Below are 17,334 nucleotides of genomic sequence, written 5' to 3' on the forward strand. Positions count from 1 at the left end.
TTTAGCGGAACATGTTGGAGGTGGATTGCAGCATCTGGTCGGCCGCACTGACGACCTTGGCGTTCATCTCATAGGCGCGCTGGGCGGCGATCAGGTCGGAGATTTCGGTCACCACCTCGACATTGGCTTGTTCGAGATTGCCCTGCTGCATGTCGCCAAAACCGTCGGTGTTGGCGACGCCATCCTGCGGCGTGCCGGAGGCCGGCGTGTCGGTGAACAGGTTGTCGCCGATCGGGTTGAGGCCGGCCTTGTTGATGAAGCGGGTCAGGCCGATCTGGCCGACCAGCGTCGGCGTGGTCGAGCCCGGCAGCATCACCGTGAGCTGGCCCTGCGCGTTGATGGTGATCTGCGAGGAATTTTGCGGGATCGTCATCGTCGGCTGCACCGGATTGCCCTGGGCGGTGACGACACGGCCCTGCGCGTCCATCATGAACGAGCCGTCGCGGGTGTAGGCGTAGGTGCCGTCGGGCACCTGGATCTTGAAGAAACCTTCGCCGCGGATCGCGACGTCGAGATCGTTGCCGGTCGGCGACAGCGTGCCTTGGCCCATCAGGCGCGGCGTGCCGACGGTCTTGACACCGCCGCCGATATCGACGCCGACCGGCAGGATTGTGCCCTGGTCGGAAGCCTGCGCGCCGACCCGGCGCACATGGTCGTAGATCAGGTCCTGGAACGCCGCGCGCTGCTTCTTGTAGCCGGTGGTGCGCATGTTGGCGATATTGTTGGAGATCACCTGAACGTTGAGTTCCTGTGCCGCCATGCCGGTCGCTGCTGTGTAGAGTGCGCGCATCGATCTATTCCTTAAGCGTTATGCCGGAACGTCGGCGAGTTTTTCGACTGCGGTTCGGTGCAGGTCGTGCTGCTGTTGCAGCATCGCCGAGATCTGCGTGTAGGTGCGCGTGATCTCGATCATGCGGCTCATTTCGTGGACGGAATTGACGTTCGACTTCTCGATGTAACCCTGGCGCACGCGCGAGGTGGTATCGGGCTGCGCGGCGACGCCCTGGCCGGCGGAATAGAGGTTGCTGCCTTCCTTCACGAGCTTCTGCGCGTCGGCAAAATTGACCAGTCGCAGCTTGCCGCGAACCGAATCGGTGCGGCCGGTGCCCTCGAGCACGGTGACGTTGCCGTCGGCGGCAATGCTGATTTCCTTGTCGGTCGGCTGGAACACGATCGGGCCGGAGGTACCCAGCACCGGATCGCCGCTCGCGGTCACGAGCTGTCCCTGGTTGTTGATCTGCAGGCCGCCGTCGCGGGTGTAGCGTTCGCCGGCCGGCGTCTGCACCACCAGGAACGCGCCGCCGTCGATCGCGACGTCGAGCGGGTTCTTGGTCTGCTCGGACGGGCCGGCCGAGAAATCGTGGAAGGTGGCGCGGTCCTGCACGAAGGAGACGCGGCGGTCGGCGCGCACGAAATTGTCTTCATGCGCCGGCGAGCGCAGATATTCCTCGAACAGCGACCGGTCGGCCTTGAAGCCGGTCGTGTTGATGTTGGCGACGTTGTTGGCGACGACATCCAACTGCCGTTCCAGCGTCATTTGCCGTGAAAGTCCGACGAGAAGCATATTCTCCATCGGTGGTTCTCCCCTTGATCGATCCGAAGCAGGCTCTCCCAAGCCCGCGGTCCGGATCCGTCGTAAACCTTTGGGCTCTCCCAAGCCGGCAGGTCACGCCGGTTACTCAGCGAAAGCTGTGCCAAGTCGGGAAGTGGCGATTTTCTAAGGGGTTGGGCGTTTTTCGGGGCGCGGGGCGGGCGGCAGAAAGGTCTTGTTGACCATGTTTGCCCGGCAGATTTTTCCTACTTGGGCGCTAATGGAAAGGTTCCGTTAACCATTATTACCCTAGCGTTGCAGGTGTAGAGAGCGCGTGTGCGCTGGCGGCTTTTGTTTCGCGTTGTGGGGGCTTCGTTACCCAGGCTGGTGGCAACCGCGTTCGTTTTTCGGAATCGAAGCGGGCGGGGCAATGGCTGACAACGAGCAGGCGGAAGGCGCAGACGGCGCAGAAGCCGCATCGTCGAAAAAGGGCAAGCTTAAGCTGATCATTGCCGTGGCGGGGTTCGTCGCCATCCTCGGCGCCGGCGCCGGCTGGTTCTTCCTGCTGCGCGGCCATGGCGAAGAGAAGCACGCCGAAGCGCCGCCGCCGAAGCCGCCGTCCTTCGTCGAAGTGCCCGACATGATGGTCAATCTGGTCGGCGCCCCCGGCGAGCGGGTGCAATATCTCCGCGTCAAGGTCGTGCTCGAGATCAAGGACGAGAAGCACGTCGAGGGCATCAAGCCGAACCTGCCGCGTGTCACCGACCTGTTCCAGACCTACCTGCGCGAATTGCGTCCCTCCGACATCAATGGCTCGGCCGGGCTGTTTCGCCTCAAGGAAGAGCTGACCAAGCGGGTCAACACCGCGGTGGCGCCGCAGCAGGTGAGCGCCGTGCTGTTCAAGGAAATCGTCGTGCAGTGATGGGACGGATCTAGCATCATGGCCGGCAACCAAGACCAGATGGACCAGGACGCCATTGCTGCGCAATGGGAAGCCTCCCTGGATTCCGAGGATCCCGCAGCGGCCGCGGAAGAAGCTGCCGCCAATGAACTCTCCGAGAGCATGGCGCTGCAATGGGCGGCCATGGTCGAGGATGGCGGCCGCGAGTTCGGCAACAAGAATTCCGGCGAACGGGTTCTGTCGCAGGAAGAAATCGACAATCTGCTCGGCTTCACCGTCGGCGACGTCAACCTCGACGACCATTCCGGCATTCGCGCCATCATCGATTCCGCGATGGTGTCCTATGAGCGTCTGCCGATGCTCGAAATCGTGTTCGACCGCCTGGTGCGGCTGATGACCACGAGCCTGCGCAACTTCACCTCGGACAACGTCGAAGTCTCGCTCGACCGCATCACCTCGGTCCGCTTCGGCGACTACATGAATTCAATTCCCTTGCCGGCGGTGCTCAGCGTGTTCAAGGCCGAGGAGTGGGAGAATTTCGGTCTTGCGACGGTTGATTCCAGCCTGATCTATTCGATCATCGACGTGCTGCTCGGCGGCCGCCGCGGCCAGACCTCGTTGCGGATCGAGGGGCGGCCCTACACCACGATCGAAACCAACCTGGTCAAGCGGCTGGTCGAGGTAGTGCTGGCCGACGCCGAGCAGGCGTTCCGGCCGCTGTCGCCGGTGACGTTCTCGATCGACCGGCTGGAAACCAACCCGCGCTTCGCCGCGATATCGAGGCCCGCCAACGCCGCGATCCTGGTGCGGCTGCGCATCGACATGGAAGACCGCGGCGGCAATATCGAATTGCTGCTGCCTTACGCGACCATCGAGCCGATCCGTCCGGTTCTGCTGCAGATGTTCATGGGCGAAAAGTTCGGCCGCGATCCGATCTGGGAAGGACATTTCGCGACCGAAGTGGCGCAGGCCGAGATATCGGTCGATGCCGTGCTGTATGAAGCCGACATTCCGCTCAAGCATCTGATGAAGCTGAAGGTCGGCGACACCCTGCCGCTGGAGATGCGTCCCGACGCGCTGGTGTCGGTCCGCTGCGGCAACGTCACGCTGACCGAAGGGCGGATGGGCCGGGTCGGCGACCGCGTCGCCATCCGCGTTACCAAGCAGTTGCGCAAACCCAATACCACCTTCGCGATGTTCGAGAAGGCCGACGAACAAACCAAGTTGATGGAGGCACAATGAGTCATTCCCTTGGCATTGTAATCGAGAGTCTGGTCGCGATGCTGCTGATGCTCACGATCGGCTATTGCATGCTGCTCAACAAGCGGTTGAAGCGGCTGAAGGCGGACGAGCATTCGCTGAAAGCCACCATCGCGGAACTGATCACCGCGACCGAAATCGCCGAGCGGGCGATCGGCGGCCTCAAGCACACCGTGCGCGACGTCAATGAGAATCTCGGCAGCCAGCTCACGGCGGCGACGCAGATGGCGGGGCATCTGAAGAACATGCTGGCTGAAGGCGATGGCGTCATTCGTCGTCTGTCCAAGATCGCGATCGCGGCGCGGCCTTCCCAGGAGGCCGAACCCGCAGCGCCCAAGATCTCATCCGCCAAGGCGGTTGCCGCCGCGGCTGAGGCATTCTCCGAACGCAGAAGGGCCAGTGGCCTCGCCGCATGAAATCGTTTCGCGACATCCGCGTCATTCCGGTCGTGCTGGTCGCGATCTTTGGCCTTGCTGTGCTGAAGGTCGCGGGCCTCCTGATCGACGGCGGATACGTGTTCGATTATCAGGTCAGCGCGCCGGCCAAGCGTTCCTGGGCGCAGGACAATCTGGGTTATCCCGGCAGGGCGCAGGCCGATCCCGCCGACATCACCGGCTCGGTCAAGAAGGAAGAGGCGCCGAAGCCGGCTGCGCCTGCTACCGAGGCGCCGAAGCCCGACGGCGTCGTGGTGTTTCCCGACCAGAACCCGCAATCGGTGTCGCCGTCGGAGCGCGCCATTCTGGAACGGCTGCAGGCGCGGCGCCAGGAACTGGAGCAACGCGCGCGAGAAATCGAAATTCGCGAAAGCCTTTTGAAGTCAGCCGAGAAGCGCATCGAGGGCCGCGTCGAGGAAATGAAGGCGACCGAGGCAAAGATCTCGACCGCGGCGGGGCAAAAGGCCGAACAGGACGCCGCCCGCTTCAAGGGCATCATCACGATGTACGAGGGCATGAAGCCGAAGGACGCCGCCAAGGTGTTCGACCGGCTGGAAATGTCCGTGCTCTACGAAATCGCCTCCCAGATCGCGCCGCGCAAGATGTCGGATATCCTGGGCTTGATGCAGCCGGAAGCGGCCGAACGGCTGACGGTCGAACTGGCCCGCCGCGCCGGCACCGACAGATCCGCACCCGTTGCCGAACTGCCGAAAATCGAAGGCAAGATCCTGCAGCAAAAACCCAATTGACGCCTGATGCCGGCGGTCCGGCAACAAGCGCATTGGCGCCGCCCGGTCAGAACCTGCGCGACCCCGACGAAACGAACGAGCGGTGGGCCACGGCAAGCGCGCCGCGCTCGTTAGTTTCGAGGGCGATCTTCTGCGCCAGCATCACATCGCCTGCGACGAGGTCGCCATCCGGAACAAAGCACCATTTGCAGACATGGTGGCCCGTGCAGTTGAGTTCCTCGATGTTCGTTTGCGTGCCGTGGTGTATCCGATAGCGTGTCCCGGTGTCGCTGCCGATGACGTCGAAATATCGGAATCGCTCGTAGCAGGCGCGCTGCTTCGGCGAGAGCCAACCCTTCAAGAGCGAGAGGGCTCGCGCCTCAGTTTCGAAGCGGAACGATTTGCTGCAGGAACCAGATCGCGCCACTACCAGCGAAAGCGCCGAAAGCAGCACCGTGCCAAGCAAAGCCAGGATAAACGAGCTTAGCGCCAGGATGATCTGCTGGGTCACCGCTGTCAGCCACCAACAAGCCGCGGATAAAACAGCGTTTCCTCCGCCGTCGGGTCAAAGGAGCGGATAACCCGTTGCTCGCCGGGCCCCGACCGAACCGCTGCTGTAAAGCCTGCGCCGGTTAACTCCTTGAAACGCCGCTCGGCCTTTTCGACCTCCGCGCGATCATGGACGTCGAATGTATGCCGGGTGTCGCCTGTACGATCCATCACGATCTGGGTTGCCATTTCACGCACTCCGAATTGGCTGCCTGAGGCAGGTTTGGCGACCCGGGAGCGTTGGTTGTTTGACTGCCGGCCCTGCGTCCCGGGTCTATCATTTCCCTAAGACGGGATGGCTGATGTTGGTTCCATCCCTCGCGAGATTAAAGATGATGATCGTGGCGCGAGCGCGGCTCTGGCGATTGCCGAAGCCGCGAGCCGGCGGCGTCTGCGGATGATCGCAAGAAGAGGCCGAATTCCGACCCATCCTGCGCTCTAGCGGGGCGTCCATCTGCCCCTTCAACGAAATCAATAAGTTGACGTTAACAAAGCCTTAAGCCGGCCAATCCAAGATTCCAACGCGGGGGCGAGAGCGCTTCGCCGCTGAATTCATTGAGGCACGAGATTTTTTGGATGGGGCGAAGGGCTGCCGCTGAAATTGGGTCGCCGGGCCGCGCATTGGCGCGGACGGCGAAGCGTTGCCTTCACAATTGCTGCCAACCTCTTGCTCTTGCTTTGCTATTCGCTGCCCTGACGTTCTCGCAACCCTGCCGTGCCGAAGATCCGGTCCGGGGGGAGGCGACCTTTACGGCCGGAGGCGGCTTCGCGCGGCTGGTGCTGAAGCTGGCCGAGGACGTCGAGTCAGACGTTTCGACCGCGGGTTCGATCATCATCATCCACTTCAAGCGCCCGGTGGCTATTCCCGTCGACAAATTGTCGGACGCCGTTCCCGACTATGTCGGCTCGGCGCGGCGCGATCCCGACGGCATGGCGATCCGCCTGTCGCTGGCGCGGCGGGCAACCGTCAACACCATGACGGCGGGGGAGCGGATTTTCGTCGACTTCCTGCCCGATAGCTGGACCGGTCCGCCGCCCGCGCTTCCTGCCGCGGTCGTGCGCGAACTGGCGGAGCGGGCACGCGCCGCCGAGCGGGCGTTGCGCGCGCAGATGGCGGTGGCAGCCGCGAAGAAGAGGCCGCCGGTGCGGGTCCGCGCCTCGGTGCAGCCGACCTTCGTCCGCTTCGTGTTCGAGATGCCCGACGGCGTCAACGTGTCGTCGGTGCTGAACGAACAGAAGCTGACGCTGCAGTTCAACAGCGTACTCAATTTCGACCTGGCGGATGCGAAGGTGGCGGCGCCGCCGAACATCGCCTCGATTAGTCAGCGGGCCGACGTCGACTCCTCCGCAGTCGACATCGTGCTGATCGGCGAGGTCGACGTGCATTCCTTCCGCGAGGAAAAGAACTATGTGATCGATGTCGCCTTCCAGCAGGCGGAAAAGCCCGTGTTGGCCGAGCCGCATGCCGCGGCCAAACCGGTCGTACCGGCCAAGCCGGGGCCTGCCTCGCGGCTTTCGCGCGACAAGGCCTCGAAGGAATCGGCGCCGCTGCAGCCGGCGGAAATTACGCCCGTCACCTCGGAGATGATTGCCGAACAGGCCAGGATCGAGATCAAGCCCGCGCAGATGGCCGAAACGCCGGCGGTAGCTGCAGGCGCAACGCCTGCCGCCGACAAGGCGCCGCCGGCCCATGACAACGCGACCGCTGCGCCCGAGAAGATGGCGGCGGTGCCGGAGAAATCATCGCCTCCGGCGGAAGCTGCGAAAGCGGACCAGCCCGTCGAGCAGATCCAGGCTGTCGCTGCGGAGACTGCGAAGCCGGTGACATCCAAAGAGGCTCCACCTGCAGCGGAGCCGTCGAAGAAGGCGGCGCCGGCGGCCTCCGGTCCGCCGCCCGAAAGCGGCGCCAGGGACAAAGCAGCCACTGTCGAGGCGAGGCGTGACAGCGACGGCCTGCGCGTGACGTTCTCCTTTGCCGCGCCGACCCCGGCTGCGCTGTTCCGCCGCGCCGATACGGTGTGGCTGGTGTTCGACCAGACCAAACCAATCGATATCGAACCGTTCCGCGCCAAGGGCGGCGCCATCATCGGCGATATCAGCCGGCTGCCGCTGGAGAAGGGCCAGGCCGTCCGCATCCGTCTCAACCGGCCGCAGATCCCTTCGCTCGAAAGCGAAGGCCGTGCCAACGGCGCCGAATGGACGCTGACCTTCGCGGACCGCGGCCAGACGCCGCCGCTGCCGCTGATGGTGCTGCGGAACATTACCGATCCCGCGCTCGCCAGTGTCACCGTGCCGCTGGCCAATCTCGGCGTGATGCACCGGCTGGTCGATCCCGACGCCGGCGATACGCTATTAGTCGTCACCGCGCCGCCGCCGACTCGCGGCCTCATCAAGCGGCAGGATTTCGTCGAGCTGTCGCTGCTGGAATCCGTGCATGGCGTGGTGGTGCATCCGAACTCCGACGACATCAACGCCGAGGTCGGCGCTGACAAGGTAGTGCTCGGCCGGCCCGGCGGATTGACGCTGTCATCGGCCGATGTCGCGGCCGAACGCGCCACCGCGGCGGTGAGGCCACTGTTCGACGCCAACGAATGGCGCAAGAACCGGGAAGAAAAATTCCTCCCGCGGCTGGATGTGCTGATCAAGGCTGCGGCCGCCGCGGCGCCCGGGCAAAAGATGCAAGCCCGCCTCGAGCTTGCCAATTTCTACATGTCGCGCGGGATGTATCAGGAGGCGAGAGGGGTGACCAACCTCATCCTCTCTGAGACCAACGAGGGGAGCGAAGAGGCCAGCGTGTTGATGGTGCATGCGGTCGCCAGCATCCTGATCGGCCATCCCGAGCGGGCGCTCAAGGACCTTGCCAATCCGGCGGTCGGCAACGGCTACGATTCCCAATTGTGGAAAGGGTTCGCGTTCGCCCGTCAGGAAAAATGGGCGGACGCGCGTGAAAAGTTCAAGAATGCCGAATTCTCGATCGCCGCTCTGCCACTTGAACTGCAGCGCATCGTCACCGCGGATGCGATGCGGGCCTCGCTCGAGGTGAAGGATTATGCCGGTGCCTCGCGGCGGCGCAGCGAACTCGAGGTGATCGGCATTCCGGGCGAGATGAAGCCCGAGATCGCGGTGCTGCGCGGGCGCCTCGCCGAGGCGCTGGGACACGACAAGGACGCGCTCGACGCCTACAAATTCGCGGCACAGTCTCGCGACCGGCAGGCATCGGCGGAGGCGACGCTGCTGGAGGTCCTGCTGCGGCACAAGCGCGGCGAACTCGCCCAGGCCGAGTTGCTCCGCGAACTGGAGACGTTGTCAGTCACCTGGCGCGGCGACGCGATCGAGTTGAGAACGTTGAACAAACTCGTCCATATCTACGCCGAAAGCGGTCGCTATGCCGACTCGCTGGCCGCCGCCAAGACCGCAACGAAGCTGCAGCCGAACTCCGAACCGTCGCGGCAGGGCCAGGACGCGGCGTCCGCGTTGTTCGCGGAGCTCTATCTCGGCTCGAAGGGCGACGACATGAAGCCGGTCGACGCGCTGGCCATGTTCTACGAGTATCGCGAATTGACGCCGATCGGTCGGCGCGGCGACGAGATGATCCGGCGTCTCGCCGATCGGCTGGCCGCGGTCGACCTGCTCGACCAGGCCGCAGAACTGCTGCAGTACCAGGTCGACAAGCGGCTGGAGGGAGCCGCGCGCGCGCAGGTGGCGGCGCGCCTTGCTATGGTCTACCTGACCAACCGCAAGCCCGACCGGGCGATCATGGCGCTGCGCTTGACGCGGATCGCCGATCTCTCCGGCGAACTGCGGCAGCAGCGGCTGCTGCTGGAGGCCCGCGCGCAGAGCGACATCGGTCGCCACGACCTCGCGCTCGATATCATCTCCAACATCACCGGCCGCGAAGCGATCCGGCTGCGCTCCGACATCTATTGGGCGTCGCGGCAGTGGCGGGAGGCATCCGAACAGATCGAACTGTACTACGCCGACCGCTGGCGGGATTTCAAACCGCTGAACGCCGCCGAGAAGAGTGACGTGATCCGTGCCGTGGTCGGCTATGCGCTGGCCGGGGACGCGATCGGCCTGGCCCGTTTCCGCGAGAAATACGCGCCCCTGATGACCGGCGAGGCCGACCGGTTCGCGTTCGAGACCGCGAGCAAGCCGGCCGCCTCGAACAGCGCCGAATTCGCCCTGATCGCCAAGATGGCCGCCAGCGTCGATACGCTCGACGGCTTCATCCGCGAAATGAAGATCCGCTTCCCGGACGCCACCGCCCGCGCGCCACTGTCGCCGGAAATTTCCGGGGCCGAGCCGGTCCACACCGGCGCCTTGCCCGCGATATCGGGCATCAGGCGGATCGAACTGAAGAAGCAGGCCAAGTAGCGGATTCGGCCGCAGGTTCGGCCAACTTTTGACGAGTTGGCGCATTAGAGACCCAGCATCTCTCTTCCGTCTTCTTGAGCCGCTTCCTGATGCCGTTGACCCGGGACCGAATTGTTGGACACGACAACGAACGCCTCGCGTTCAAGTTCACCATGCTAAACGACGGCGAGACGGTCGAATGCCAGATCAGCGATGCCGCTATGGATGAGCTCGGAGGTGTCAGGGGCACCGAGAGCATCGCGAGGCAGGCGCAATTCGTGGCTCTGCGGGACGCCGTGGAGGAGATCGCTTCGGACCTCTTTGACCGCGGGCCGGTCGTTAAAGGTCAGGTCGTCCGTATTTTCACCAAGCACATCAAAGGCGCTCCCTCACGGAGCACATCAGGGCCGTCGAATGAACCGGCGGCCCACCACCAGATGGGCTGAAAAGCTGCAACGCTATCGCGACATCACTTCGTAGATCCTGATGCTCGATATGTAGGGGTTGCCTTGCGCCATCTTCTCAGCGTCATCCAGGCTGCCCGCGCGCACGATGGTGAACCCGGTAATCGAATCACGTCCTAACGGCAATTCCTTGCTGCCTGCTTTCGAGATTTCGCGGCCGCCGATGAATGGGCCGGTATTGTCGACGATATTGTCTTTGAACGTCTCGAACCATTTGCCCCAAGCCGCCATGATATCCGGGGTGGGTTTCTCAAACCCGTAATGCAGCAAAACGAATTTCTTCATGACTGCCTCCATGCCGTTGTGATGGCTTCACTTTCATCTTGTTATTCCGCCGATGCCCGCCGGCGTTCGGCCAGGTCGAACAGTTGCGGCAGCTTGCGAACCAGCGTGGTCGATCCCTGGACTTTCGCACGCTGCGATGCCACCGCTTCTTCGAGCGATACACTCTTGCCGATGATCTGAAGTACCGCGTCGAACGGGGCTTCCAGCGATCCCTTGCAGGGCGCCAGGCCCCTCCGGATCGTCGTTCCAGCCAGGCCTCCGGCGATTGTGAAAGGCGCCGATTTGCTTCCGTGGCTGACGACGAGACCGATGTTTACCTCTGGCACGGGCGTGCGCTTGGCGATGGCATCGAGACCCAGCAGCACCCAATCCGGCTCGAACGCGTCGCCCGGAACGGGCGGAAACAGGAAGCGGCCGCCCCAGCGGATCAATTCCCGGATCGCCGGCTGGATCTCGCGGCCGATCTCGGTCAGTTCATAGAGCTGCGCGTTGACCGGCCTGGGCAATGTGATCCTGCGAACGATGTTGCTGTTGATCAACTCGGTCAGGCGCGAGGCGAGCAAAGTGGGGCTCATTCCATCGAGGTGATCCAGCAGATCGCCGAAACGCTTCGGTCCCAGCAACAGCTCCCGGATGATCAGCAATGTCCACCGCTCGCCGATGAGTTCGGCTGCGCGGGCGAGCGCGCAGAATTGCGGATAGTGGAGTTTGCTCATGAGACCATTGTTCGGTCGATCCCCGAGGTTCGATGGGCGAGGGCCATCAAGGGGCCCACGATCAGGAACTGCACAAGCGTGAAGGCGGATTCGAGGACAACGTAATCCGTGATCGACGACATCGGATGCTTTGCAGCGACTGCGAGCGTCGTGAACGACCAGGACAACAGGCCCGCCGCCAACCCAAACAACAGCCCGCTTTTGAGGATGGAATTGCGATCCCGCGGAAACAGGCGGGGAAAAACCCACGAGAAAATGCCGGCCTGAATGATCATCGAGGCCAATCCGAACGGAATGATGGGATCGGCACGGTAGATGCCGAGCGCGTGATAGCGTTGCTCGAACAGGACGAGATGCCAGACAAACGCGACGGGGAAGGTGGGGACGATGTAGGCCGCCATGCCAAGCCAGAAATGACGGGCGCTCGCGTAGCTGGTGTCGGATGCGATCGTCGTCATCGATACCCTCCCAATTCTACATGATACAAAAAATATAGTACATACTACAAAAAATGGAGTCAAGTTCCGCCGCTGGAGCGCTCGCTGAAATAGATTGGGTGGCGCGCGCTGACGGATCGGCCCTTCGTCACCTCGACCAGGGTCGCAAAAAGCAGCGGCCCTATGGGTCGTGCGCGACGAGATGGCGCGGCGTTCCGTTAGCCCTCGACAGAGGCCGCTCGAGACGGCAACCTGCGGGGAAACTTATAGCCGGGGGGAAGCCGTTACATGAGCAAGCCAGCCAAGACGGAAGCCGAACTGATCGCGATGGCACGGGCCGAATTGAAGGTTCACGCCGATTGCCCCGACGGCATCGTCATATCCGTGCTTCGCGATGGAGATAGCTGGGAATTCCGTGCCCAGGCTGATGACGCCACCATCGCCAAGCCCGGCTATCCCGAATGTGTCGCCATGCTGGTCCAGATCGGTGACCACCTCTCCAAGCAGTATAATTTCCAGGAGTGAGGGGCAGTTGCGAGCGTCCGGCAGGGCTTGACTGCTCTAAACGTCTTCACACCGTAAAAATTCGTCCCGGGTTCAAAATGTTCTTCGGATCGAGCGCGCGCTTGAGCGTGCGCATGGTTTCGATTTCCTCTTCGGTGCGGCTCATTTTCAGGTAGGGCCGCTTGAGGATGCCGATGCCGTGTTCGGCCGAGATCGAGCCGCCGAATTCGCCCGTGATGTCGTAAACGAGCCTCTCGAATTCATCGTGCTTGTCGGGCGTGTGGTCGTGATGCACGTTGACGTGCAAATTGCCATCGCCGGCATGCCCGAACACGATCGCAAACGCTTTGGGATCAATGGCTCTGACCCGCGATCCGATCGTGTCGGCATATTCCTCCATCCGGCCGATGGCGAGGCTGACATCGAAGCCGACGCGGGCGGTGTAAGGAAAGGTGCGGCCCAGCTCGACGCTGGAATCGCGGATGCGCCAGATCGCGGCGGCGGATGCATTGGAGGTCGAGAGCGTGGCGTCGAGGATCAGGTTATCGCCCATTGCCGTCTCGAGCAGTTTCTCGAGATCTGCATGGATACGCGCAGGCTCGCTGCCGGAAGCCTCCAGCAGAACGTAGAATGGGTGATGGGTCGGCAGCGGCCCGGTCACGCCCTTCACGCGCTCGACCGTGAGGCGGTAATAGGCATTCCACATCACTTCGAATGCGGTCAGTTCGCCGCCGAGACTTTCCCGCGCCATCCTCAGGAATGTCGTGACCTGCCCGAACGAGGGCAACGCGCACAGCGCCACCTGCCGCTCCGCCGGTGCGGGAAAGACGCGTAGCGCAGCGCGCGTTACCACGCCGAGGATGCCCTCGCTGCCGATGAAAAGCTGCTTCAGATCGATGCCGGTGTTGTTCTTGATGTATTTGCGCAGGCCTTTGAGCACGGTGCCGTCGGCGGTGACGACTTCGAGGCCGAGGATCAGGTCACGCGTCATGCCGTAGCGGATGACGCGGTTGCCGCCGGCATTGGTCGAGATGTTGCCGCCGATGGTGCGACTGCCGCGCGCGCCGAGGTCGAGCGGAAACATCAGGCCGTCCTGCTCGACCCGCTCCTGGAGCTTTTGCAGCGGCGTGCCGGCCTGTACGATGGCGACGCCGGCCGAGGCGTCAACCTCTTCAACGCTGTTCATCCGCTCCATCGACAACACGATTTCGTTCGCATTCGGCAGCGCGCCGCGGACCAGCCCGGTCATGCCGCCTTGCGTCGTAACGGGGACACTTTCGCGGTGACAGAGCCGCAGCAGGCGGGAGACATCCGCCGTCGTTCGCGGGCGGACGACGGCGCGGGGTTTCGGCACCGGATTGCCGGCGAGATCATGATAATAGCGCGCGTCGATGTCACCGCCTGACAGTACTGCGCCCTTGTCGAGTGAGCCGCGCAGTTCGTCGATGAAGCCCTCGGACATGCCCCTGCCTCTTCTTAATGCGGAGTTTGGTCGAAGCTATACATGCGGCATTCCCGAGATGAAACCCGGTTCAGCCGCAATCGCGGCGTTTTAGCACGCGCAAAAGGCGCGCTCTGAAACCGCGATCCCGTGACTGGCGATCAGTGCGGCTGTCGCCGGGGAGTTCTGTGCGGGGGCTTCTTGGTGCGCGACTTCGGCATCGGCGGGGTGACAGTGGGGCTAATGGTGGGGCTGTCGTGCCGATCGGGCTCGATCGAAGTGATCTGGTTGCAGGCGTCGCACTTGTAAACGTAGATAAGCGGGCGCAGTCCGATCCGGGGCAGCTTTCCGATCTGGGCCGTACCTGCGCCGCAGATCTCGCAGCGCGGCGGCAGAGCGGTTTCTGAAGGCTGGACGGGCATATCGAACTATCGCTGAAGCAACAAACGACTCAATTTGGCAATGGTGGTTGCCGATTGCATCCTAATCGTGGACAGAAAGTCCGTAAGACTACGAGGTCGTGCCGCTCATTCGCCGCAAGCATCCTTTTTTGCCACTAAATCGACCCTGTCCGGGCATCCAAGCAACACACTGTACGGTGCAAACTCACAAGGCCAGCGCATGACCACACGGAAATTCCACCGGATCGAATCCGGCCGAATTCCAATTTGTGAGGCGTGCAGAAATGTCTTCCACCAACGGTCACGACACATCGATGCGAGCGGCGCTCGCGGCCGCGGAGTCCCGTCCGTCGCCCGCCGATAGATTCAATATTGACCGGGAAGGGCCGGCGAAACGCGCCGTAAAACTCAGGGCGCTGCAGCAACGATTCCAGAAGTTGAACGAGTATTGCGACGAGGCGGCCGCTGAAATTCGCGCTTCGCTCGAGCGGTCGCCGCCGCGCTAGCCTGGAGTGATTCTGGCCCGAGCGGCCCGTTGTTTCGGATTGGGGCAGTTCCGATTAGAGGCCCGGACTCCGGCGGCATTCCGGGCCTCGCCTTTTCTACAATCGAGGCGAGACATCACTGGGCGGATGGCGCTCGGCAATGTCTCACTTCTTGTCGTTCTTCTTGTCGATCTTCGTGACCGCCTCCGCCCTGTCGATCTTCGTAATGGTCTTGGTCCCCGCCGTGTCGCTCACGTCGAAGGTAACCCTGTCGCCAGCGTGCAAGGCGTTCAGCCGCGCGCCATCCTGGATCTTGAATTCCTCGGTCGCGGCGCCGGTGTTCGCGCCAGTGGTGCCATCAGGCATATCCTTGATGGAGATAGTGCCGCTGATCCGATCTATTCTGGTCACCAGTCCAGTCTTTTGCTGGGCAAGAGCCGACGTCCCGGCGATGCTGAGGGCCGCGGTGGCAGCCATAATCATCCCTGCGATTTTCATGAAATACTCCCGGCTGTAGGGTATCTGCGATAAGCCGAGATTGCGGCTTTTGTTCCACGCCGGGGCGGGATTGCGGCTTTTTCTCCCCCGCGAATTCGGGCAATTCCGCAAATGACAAAGGGATGAAGGCGCGGTTCTGATTCAATCAGAACCGATGAAGCTCTAGGCCGCGCCGGCCTCGGGCTCGAGTTCGGTTTCCGTCACCGTGCGGTTGCGGCCGAGCCGCTTGGCTTGATAAAGCCCGCGGTCGCAGCGCTCGATCATGGCGTCCGCGGATTCGGCGAGACGGAATTGCGCCACCCCGATCGAAACCGTGATGCTGCCGATCTCCTTGCCGGTTGCACGGCGGGTCAATTTCGCTTCTGCAATGCGACGGCGAATGCGTTCGGCGACCGACGTACAAGCCTCGAGATCGGCGCCCGGAAGCACCGCGATCAATTCCTCGCCGCCGTAACGGGCTGCCAGATCCACCTCACGAACACCTTCTTGCAAGACCTTTGCGACCAGGCGAAGCACCTGGTCGCCGACCTGATGGCCGTAATCGTCGTTGAATTTCTTGAAGTGATCGATGTCGATCAGGAAAACGCTGAGCGGCTCGTCCTTTTCCATGGCCGTGATCTGGGCGAGGCGGAGGAATTCATCCATCGAGTGCCGGTTGGCGAGCCCGGTCAGCGCATCGGTGTTGGAGCGTTGCTCGGCTGCCTTCAGCGAGTCGCGGATGCTGTCCAGTTCCTCCGAGGTGGCGGCGAAATTTGCCTCCAGCGTTGCGGCCCGCGCCGTCGCCTTTGACAATTCGTCAACCAGTTTCGCAATGATCGTCCGGGGATCGCTGGTGGCCGCGGCTTCCGAAGATACTTCGCCGAGCGCCTTGATGTGGGTCTGGTTATCGGTGACGGCGGTGTTGAGGAATTGTTGGGCGGTGGCGATCAGGCCGCTCAATTGATCGGGAAGGTCACCCAGCGAGTCGCCCCCGGACTGCGGCGCCACATAGGTAATGTAGAGTTCGTGGTTGATCGCCGGGTCGAACTTGCGCTTGCCCGCGATCAGAATATCGATGGTCTTTCGCAGCGCCAGCGAGTTGCCCAGCGAATATTCGAACCAGACGGCGAAATTGGTGGGGGTGGCAGGAACGGACTGCTGCGACATTAACCGAATAGCCCGGTCGGCAATTGTCGTGGCGTATTCTACGTCCATATCGCCGATCGGCTGCCCTGCCATCGTTTGACCCGGTGATGCTTTTGCTGCGGAAATCGTTTCCCTGGCATCCATTGTGCACGAAGGAACTAATCTGACCTTAAATTCCCTTGGAAACTCCGCAGCAAATACGTAACTAATATTGACCTATTCGCGATGGAATCCGGAGGGCCGGCCCCTAGCTGCCGCCATAGCTCTGCACCAGGCTTCCCGCCACCAGCGACCAGCCGTCGACCAGCACGAAAAAGATCAACTTGAACGGCAGCGACACCACGACCGGGGGCAGCATCATCATACCCATCGACATCAGGACGGATGCGACCACGAGATCGATGATCAGGAAGGGGAGGAACAACAGGAAACCGATCTCGAAGGCGCGCTTCAGTTCGGAGATCATGAAGGCCGGGACCAGAATCCGCAGCGACAGGTCTTCCGGCGTCGCCGGCGACGGCTCGCCGGAGAGGTCGACGAACAGCTTCAGATCCTTTTCGCGAACATTTTTCTGCATGAAGCCGCGCAGCGGCACCGAGGCCTTTTGCAGCGCTTCCTCGACCCCGATCTGGTTGGCGACCAGAGGCTTGATGCCGTCGTCATAGGATCTCTGCAGGACGGGGCCCATCACGAACGCGGTCAGGAACATCGCGAGCGCAATGATCACGGAATTGGGTGGGGCGGTCGCGGTGCCCAATGCGGTACGCAGCAGCGACAGCACGACGACGATCCGCGTGAACGACGTCATCATGATCAGGATCGAGGGCGCGATCGACAGCACCGTCAACAGCGCGATCAACTGGATAGCGCGCTCGGTAACGCCGCCGCCGCCCTGGCCGAGATTGATGCTGATGTCCTGCGCCAGCGCCGGATCGGCGAGCGATCCGGCGGCGGTCAGGATTAAGAAAAGTAAAACTCTACGCGGAGAAGTCGCCGGCCTCACGAAGGGTTCTTCGGACGGCCCAGCAATGACGCCATCTCGTCTTCGAGATTTTCGAAGCCGCTCTTTTGCGGGGCGGCTGCGGGAGCAGGGGGCTCGCTGCGGGAAGTACGGGCGGGCGGCGTCTCCGGCGCAACCGGCGGCGCTACCGGCTCGGCAGGGCGGCGCAGGGCGGCTTCCAGCCGCTGCGCCATCTCGGCGAGATTCTGGTCGGCGCTCGAC

The 17,334-nt window shown here is 62.7% G+C and carries 19 protein-coding genes and 1 pseudogene; 8 read left to right on the forward strand and 12 right to left on the reverse strand.

Annotation, left to right across the window (positions count from 1 at the left end; genetic code table 11):
* Position 1 precedes the first annotated feature (1 nt).
* Complete coding sequence (flgG, locus tag GWE18_RS09900) at positions 2–790, reverse strand: flagellar basal-body rod protein FlgG (protein WP_275185561.1); 789 nt, start codon at positions 788–790, stop codon at positions 2–4.
* Positions 791–808: 18 nt separating this feature from the next.
* Positions 809–1,573, reverse strand: a complete 765-nt coding sequence (flgF, locus tag GWE18_RS09905) for a flagellar basal-body rod protein FlgF (RefSeq protein ID WP_275185562.1) — start codon at positions 1,571–1,573, stop codon at positions 809–811.
* A gap of 388 nt (positions 1,574–1,961) precedes the next feature.
* Between flgF and fliL the strand changes: the two genes are divergently transcribed.
* The 4 genes from fliL to GWE18_RS09925 are packed head-to-tail and all read left to right on the forward strand — an operon-like array spanning position 1,962 to position 4,875.
* A complete protein-coding gene (gene fliL, locus GWE18_RS09910) occupies positions 1,962–2,453 on the forward strand; it encodes a flagellar basal body-associated protein FliL (protein WP_275185563.1) in 492 nt (163 codons plus the stop codon).
* Between the two features lie 18 nt (positions 2,454–2,471).
* A complete protein-coding gene (gene fliM / locus GWE18_RS09915) occupies positions 2,472–3,674 on the forward strand; it encodes a flagellar motor switch protein FliM (RefSeq protein WP_057849290.1) in 1,203 nt (400 codons plus the stop codon).
* A complete protein-coding gene (locus GWE18_RS09920; RefSeq protein WP_275185564.1) occupies positions 3,671–4,108 on the forward strand; it encodes a DUF6468 domain-containing protein in 438 nt (145 codons plus the stop codon). Before fliM ends, GWE18_RS09920 begins: the two co-directional genes overlap by 4 nt.
* The gene (locus tag GWE18_RS09925; RefSeq protein ID WP_275185565.1) at positions 4,105–4,875 is read left to right on the forward strand and encodes a flagellar protein FlbB; all 771 of its coding nucleotides are present in this window, start codon (positions 4,105–4,107) and stop codon (positions 4,873–4,875) included. The genes GWE18_RS09920 and GWE18_RS09925 overlap by 4 nt, the downstream gene beginning before the upstream one ends.
* 46 nt (positions 4,876–4,921) lie before the next feature.
* Here the strand turns inward: GWE18_RS09925 and GWE18_RS09930 are convergent, their stop codons facing one another.
* Positions 4,922–5,365 (reverse strand): hypothetical protein, encoded by a 444-nt coding sequence (locus GWE18_RS09930; protein WP_275185566.1) that lies wholly within the window; start codon positions 5,363–5,365, stop codon positions 4,922–4,924.
* Between the two features lie 5 nt (positions 5,366–5,370).
* Positions 5,371–5,592 carry a hypothetical protein gene (locus GWE18_RS09935; protein WP_057849287.1) on the reverse strand — a complete coding sequence of 74 codons (222 nt, stop codon included), beginning with the start codon at positions 5,590–5,592 and terminating at the stop codon, positions 5,371–5,373.
* 387 nt (positions 5,593–5,979) lie between these two features.
* Between GWE18_RS09935 and GWE18_RS09940 the strand changes: the two genes are divergently transcribed.
* Entirely contained in the window at positions 5,980–9,777 is a 3,798-nt protein-coding gene (locus tag GWE18_RS09940; RefSeq protein ID WP_275185567.1) for a tetratricopeptide repeat protein, read from the forward strand.
* A 74-nt stretch (positions 9,778–9,851) separates the two neighbouring features.
* Positions 9,852–10,202 (forward strand): DUF1488 family protein, encoded by a 351-nt coding sequence (locus GWE18_RS09945; protein WP_275185568.1) that lies wholly within the window; start codon positions 9,852–9,854, stop codon positions 10,200–10,202.
* A 12-nt stretch (positions 10,203–10,214) separates the two neighbouring features.
* Here GWE18_RS09945 and GWE18_RS09950 read toward each other — a convergent pair whose 3' ends face one another.
* Genes GWE18_RS09950 through GWE18_RS09960 form a run of 3 tightly spaced genes read right to left on the reverse strand, consistent with a single transcriptional unit; the run spans position 10,215 to position 11,679 of the window.
* Entirely contained in the window at positions 10,215–10,505 is a 291-nt protein-coding gene (locus GWE18_RS09950; protein WP_275185570.1) for a hypothetical protein, read from the reverse strand.
* A 41-nt stretch (positions 10,506–10,546) separates the two neighbouring features.
* Positions 10,547–11,221: a helix-turn-helix domain-containing protein gene (locus GWE18_RS09955; protein WP_275185571.1), complete on the reverse strand. Its 675-nt coding sequence runs from the start codon at positions 11,219–11,221 to the stop codon at positions 10,547–10,549.
* Positions 11,218–11,679, reverse strand: a complete 462-nt coding sequence (locus GWE18_RS09960; protein ID WP_275185572.1) for a hypothetical protein — start codon at positions 11,677–11,679, stop codon at positions 11,218–11,220. The genes GWE18_RS09955 and GWE18_RS09960 overlap by 4 nt, the downstream gene beginning before the upstream one ends.
* A 267-nt stretch (positions 11,680–11,946) precedes the next feature.
* Here GWE18_RS09960 and GWE18_RS09965 point away from each other — a divergent pair, with 267 nt between their 5' ends.
* A complete protein-coding gene (locus tag GWE18_RS09965) occupies positions 11,947–12,183 on the forward strand; it encodes a hypothetical protein (protein ID WP_275185573.1) in 237 nt (78 codons plus the stop codon).
* A gap of 46 nt (positions 12,184–12,229) precedes the next feature.
* Here GWE18_RS09965 and GWE18_RS09970 read toward each other — a convergent pair whose 3' ends face one another.
* Complete coding sequence (locus GWE18_RS09970) at positions 12,230–13,624, reverse strand: FAD-binding oxidoreductase (RefSeq protein ID WP_275185574.1); 1,395 nt, start codon at positions 13,622–13,624, stop codon at positions 12,230–12,232.
* Positions 13,625–14,318: 694 nt separating this feature from the next.
* Between GWE18_RS09970 and GWE18_RS09975 the strand changes: the two genes are divergently transcribed.
* Complete coding sequence (locus GWE18_RS09975) at positions 14,319–14,510, forward strand: hypothetical protein (protein ID WP_057849687.1); 192 nt, start codon at positions 14,319–14,321, stop codon at positions 14,508–14,510.
* Between the two features lie 144 nt (positions 14,511–14,654).
* Here the strand turns inward: GWE18_RS09975 and GWE18_RS09980 are convergent, their stop codons facing one another.
* The 4 genes and pseudogenes from GWE18_RS09980 to GWE18_RS09995 form a co-directional block, all read right to left on the reverse strand.
* Complete coding sequence (locus tag GWE18_RS09980) at positions 14,655–14,987, reverse strand: copper-binding protein (protein ID WP_275185575.1); 333 nt, start codon at positions 14,985–14,987, stop codon at positions 14,655–14,657.
* A gap of 162 nt (positions 14,988–15,149) precedes the next feature.
* Complete coding sequence (locus tag GWE18_RS09985) at positions 15,150–16,133, reverse strand: GGDEF domain-containing protein (RefSeq protein ID WP_275185576.1); 984 nt, start codon at positions 16,131–16,133, stop codon at positions 15,150–15,152.
* A 226-nt stretch (positions 16,134–16,359) separates the two neighbouring features.
* Positions 16,360–17,115 carry a flagellar type III secretion system pore protein FliP gene (gene fliP, locus GWE18_RS09990; RefSeq protein ID WP_275185577.1) on the reverse strand — a complete coding sequence of 252 codons (756 nt, stop codon included), beginning with the start codon at positions 17,113–17,115 and terminating at the stop codon, positions 16,360–16,362.
* Positions 17,112–17,334: pseudogene (locus GWE18_RS09995) on the reverse strand (flagellar biosynthesis protein FliO); the annotation flags it as partial. The pseudogene GWE18_RS09995 and the gene fliP, both read right to left, overlap by 4 nt.

It is taken from the genome of Bradyrhizobium sp. CSA112 (genome assembly GCF_029051645.1).
In the GTDB taxonomy this organism is placed as follows: domain Bacteria; phylum Pseudomonadota; class Alphaproteobacteria; order Rhizobiales; family Xanthobacteraceae; genus Bradyrhizobium.

What these genes read in the sequence shown, in the direction of transcription:
- flgG (WP_275185561.1), bottom strand. Translation starts at nt 790, where the DNA reads ATGCGCGCACTCTACACAGCAGCGACCGGCATGGCGGCACAGGAACTC.
- flgF (WP_275185562.1), bottom strand. Translation starts at nt 1,573, where the DNA reads ATGGAGAATATGCTTCTCGTCGGACTTTCACGGCAAATGACGCTGGAA.
- fliL (WP_275185563.1), top strand. Translation starts at nt 1,962, where the DNA reads ATGGCTGACAACGAGCAGGCGGAAGGCGCAGACGGCGCAGAAGCCGCA.
- fliM (WP_057849290.1), top strand. Translation starts at nt 2,472, where the DNA reads ATGGCCGGCAACCAAGACCAGATGGACCAGGACGCCATTGCTGCGCAA.
- GWE18_RS09920 (WP_275185564.1), top strand. Translation starts at nt 3,671, where the DNA reads ATGAGTCATTCCCTTGGCATTGTAATCGAGAGTCTGGTCGCGATGCTG.
- GWE18_RS09925 (WP_275185565.1), top strand. Translation starts at nt 4,105, where the DNA reads ATGAAATCGTTTCGCGACATCCGCGTCATTCCGGTCGTGCTGGTCGCG.
- GWE18_RS09935 (WP_057849287.1), bottom strand. Translation starts at nt 5,592, where the DNA reads ATGGCAACCCAGATCGTGATGGATCGTACAGGCGACACCCGGCATACA.
- GWE18_RS09940 (WP_275185567.1), top strand. Translation starts at nt 5,980, where the DNA reads ATGGGGCGAAGGGCTGCCGCTGAAATTGGGTCGCCGGGCCGCGCATTG.
- GWE18_RS09950 (WP_275185570.1), bottom strand. Translation starts at nt 10,505, where the DNA reads ATGAAGAAATTCGTTTTGCTGCATTACGGGTTTGAGAAACCCACCCCG.
- GWE18_RS09955 (WP_275185571.1), bottom strand. Translation starts at nt 11,221, where the DNA reads ATGAGCAAACTCCACTATCCGCAATTCTGCGCGCTCGCCCGCGCAGCC.
- GWE18_RS09960 (WP_275185572.1), bottom strand. Translation starts at nt 11,679, where the DNA reads ATGACGACGATCGCATCCGACACCAGCTACGCGAGCGCCCGTCATTTC.
- GWE18_RS09965 (WP_275185573.1), top strand. Translation starts at nt 11,947, where the DNA reads ATGAGCAAGCCAGCCAAGACGGAAGCCGAACTGATCGCGATGGCACGG.
- GWE18_RS09970 (WP_275185574.1), bottom strand. Translation starts at nt 13,624, where the DNA reads ATGTCCGAGGGCTTCATCGACGAACTGCGCGGCTCACTCGACAAGGGC.
- GWE18_RS09975 (WP_057849687.1), top strand. Translation starts at nt 14,319, where the DNA reads ATGCGAGCGGCGCTCGCGGCCGCGGAGTCCCGTCCGTCGCCCGCCGAT.
- GWE18_RS09980 (WP_275185575.1), bottom strand. Translation starts at nt 14,987, where the DNA reads ATGAAAATCGCAGGGATGATTATGGCTGCCACCGCGGCCCTCAGCATC.
- GWE18_RS09985 (WP_275185576.1), bottom strand. Translation starts at nt 16,133, where the DNA reads ATGTCGCAGCAGTCCGTTCCTGCCACCCCCACCAATTTCGCCGTCTGG.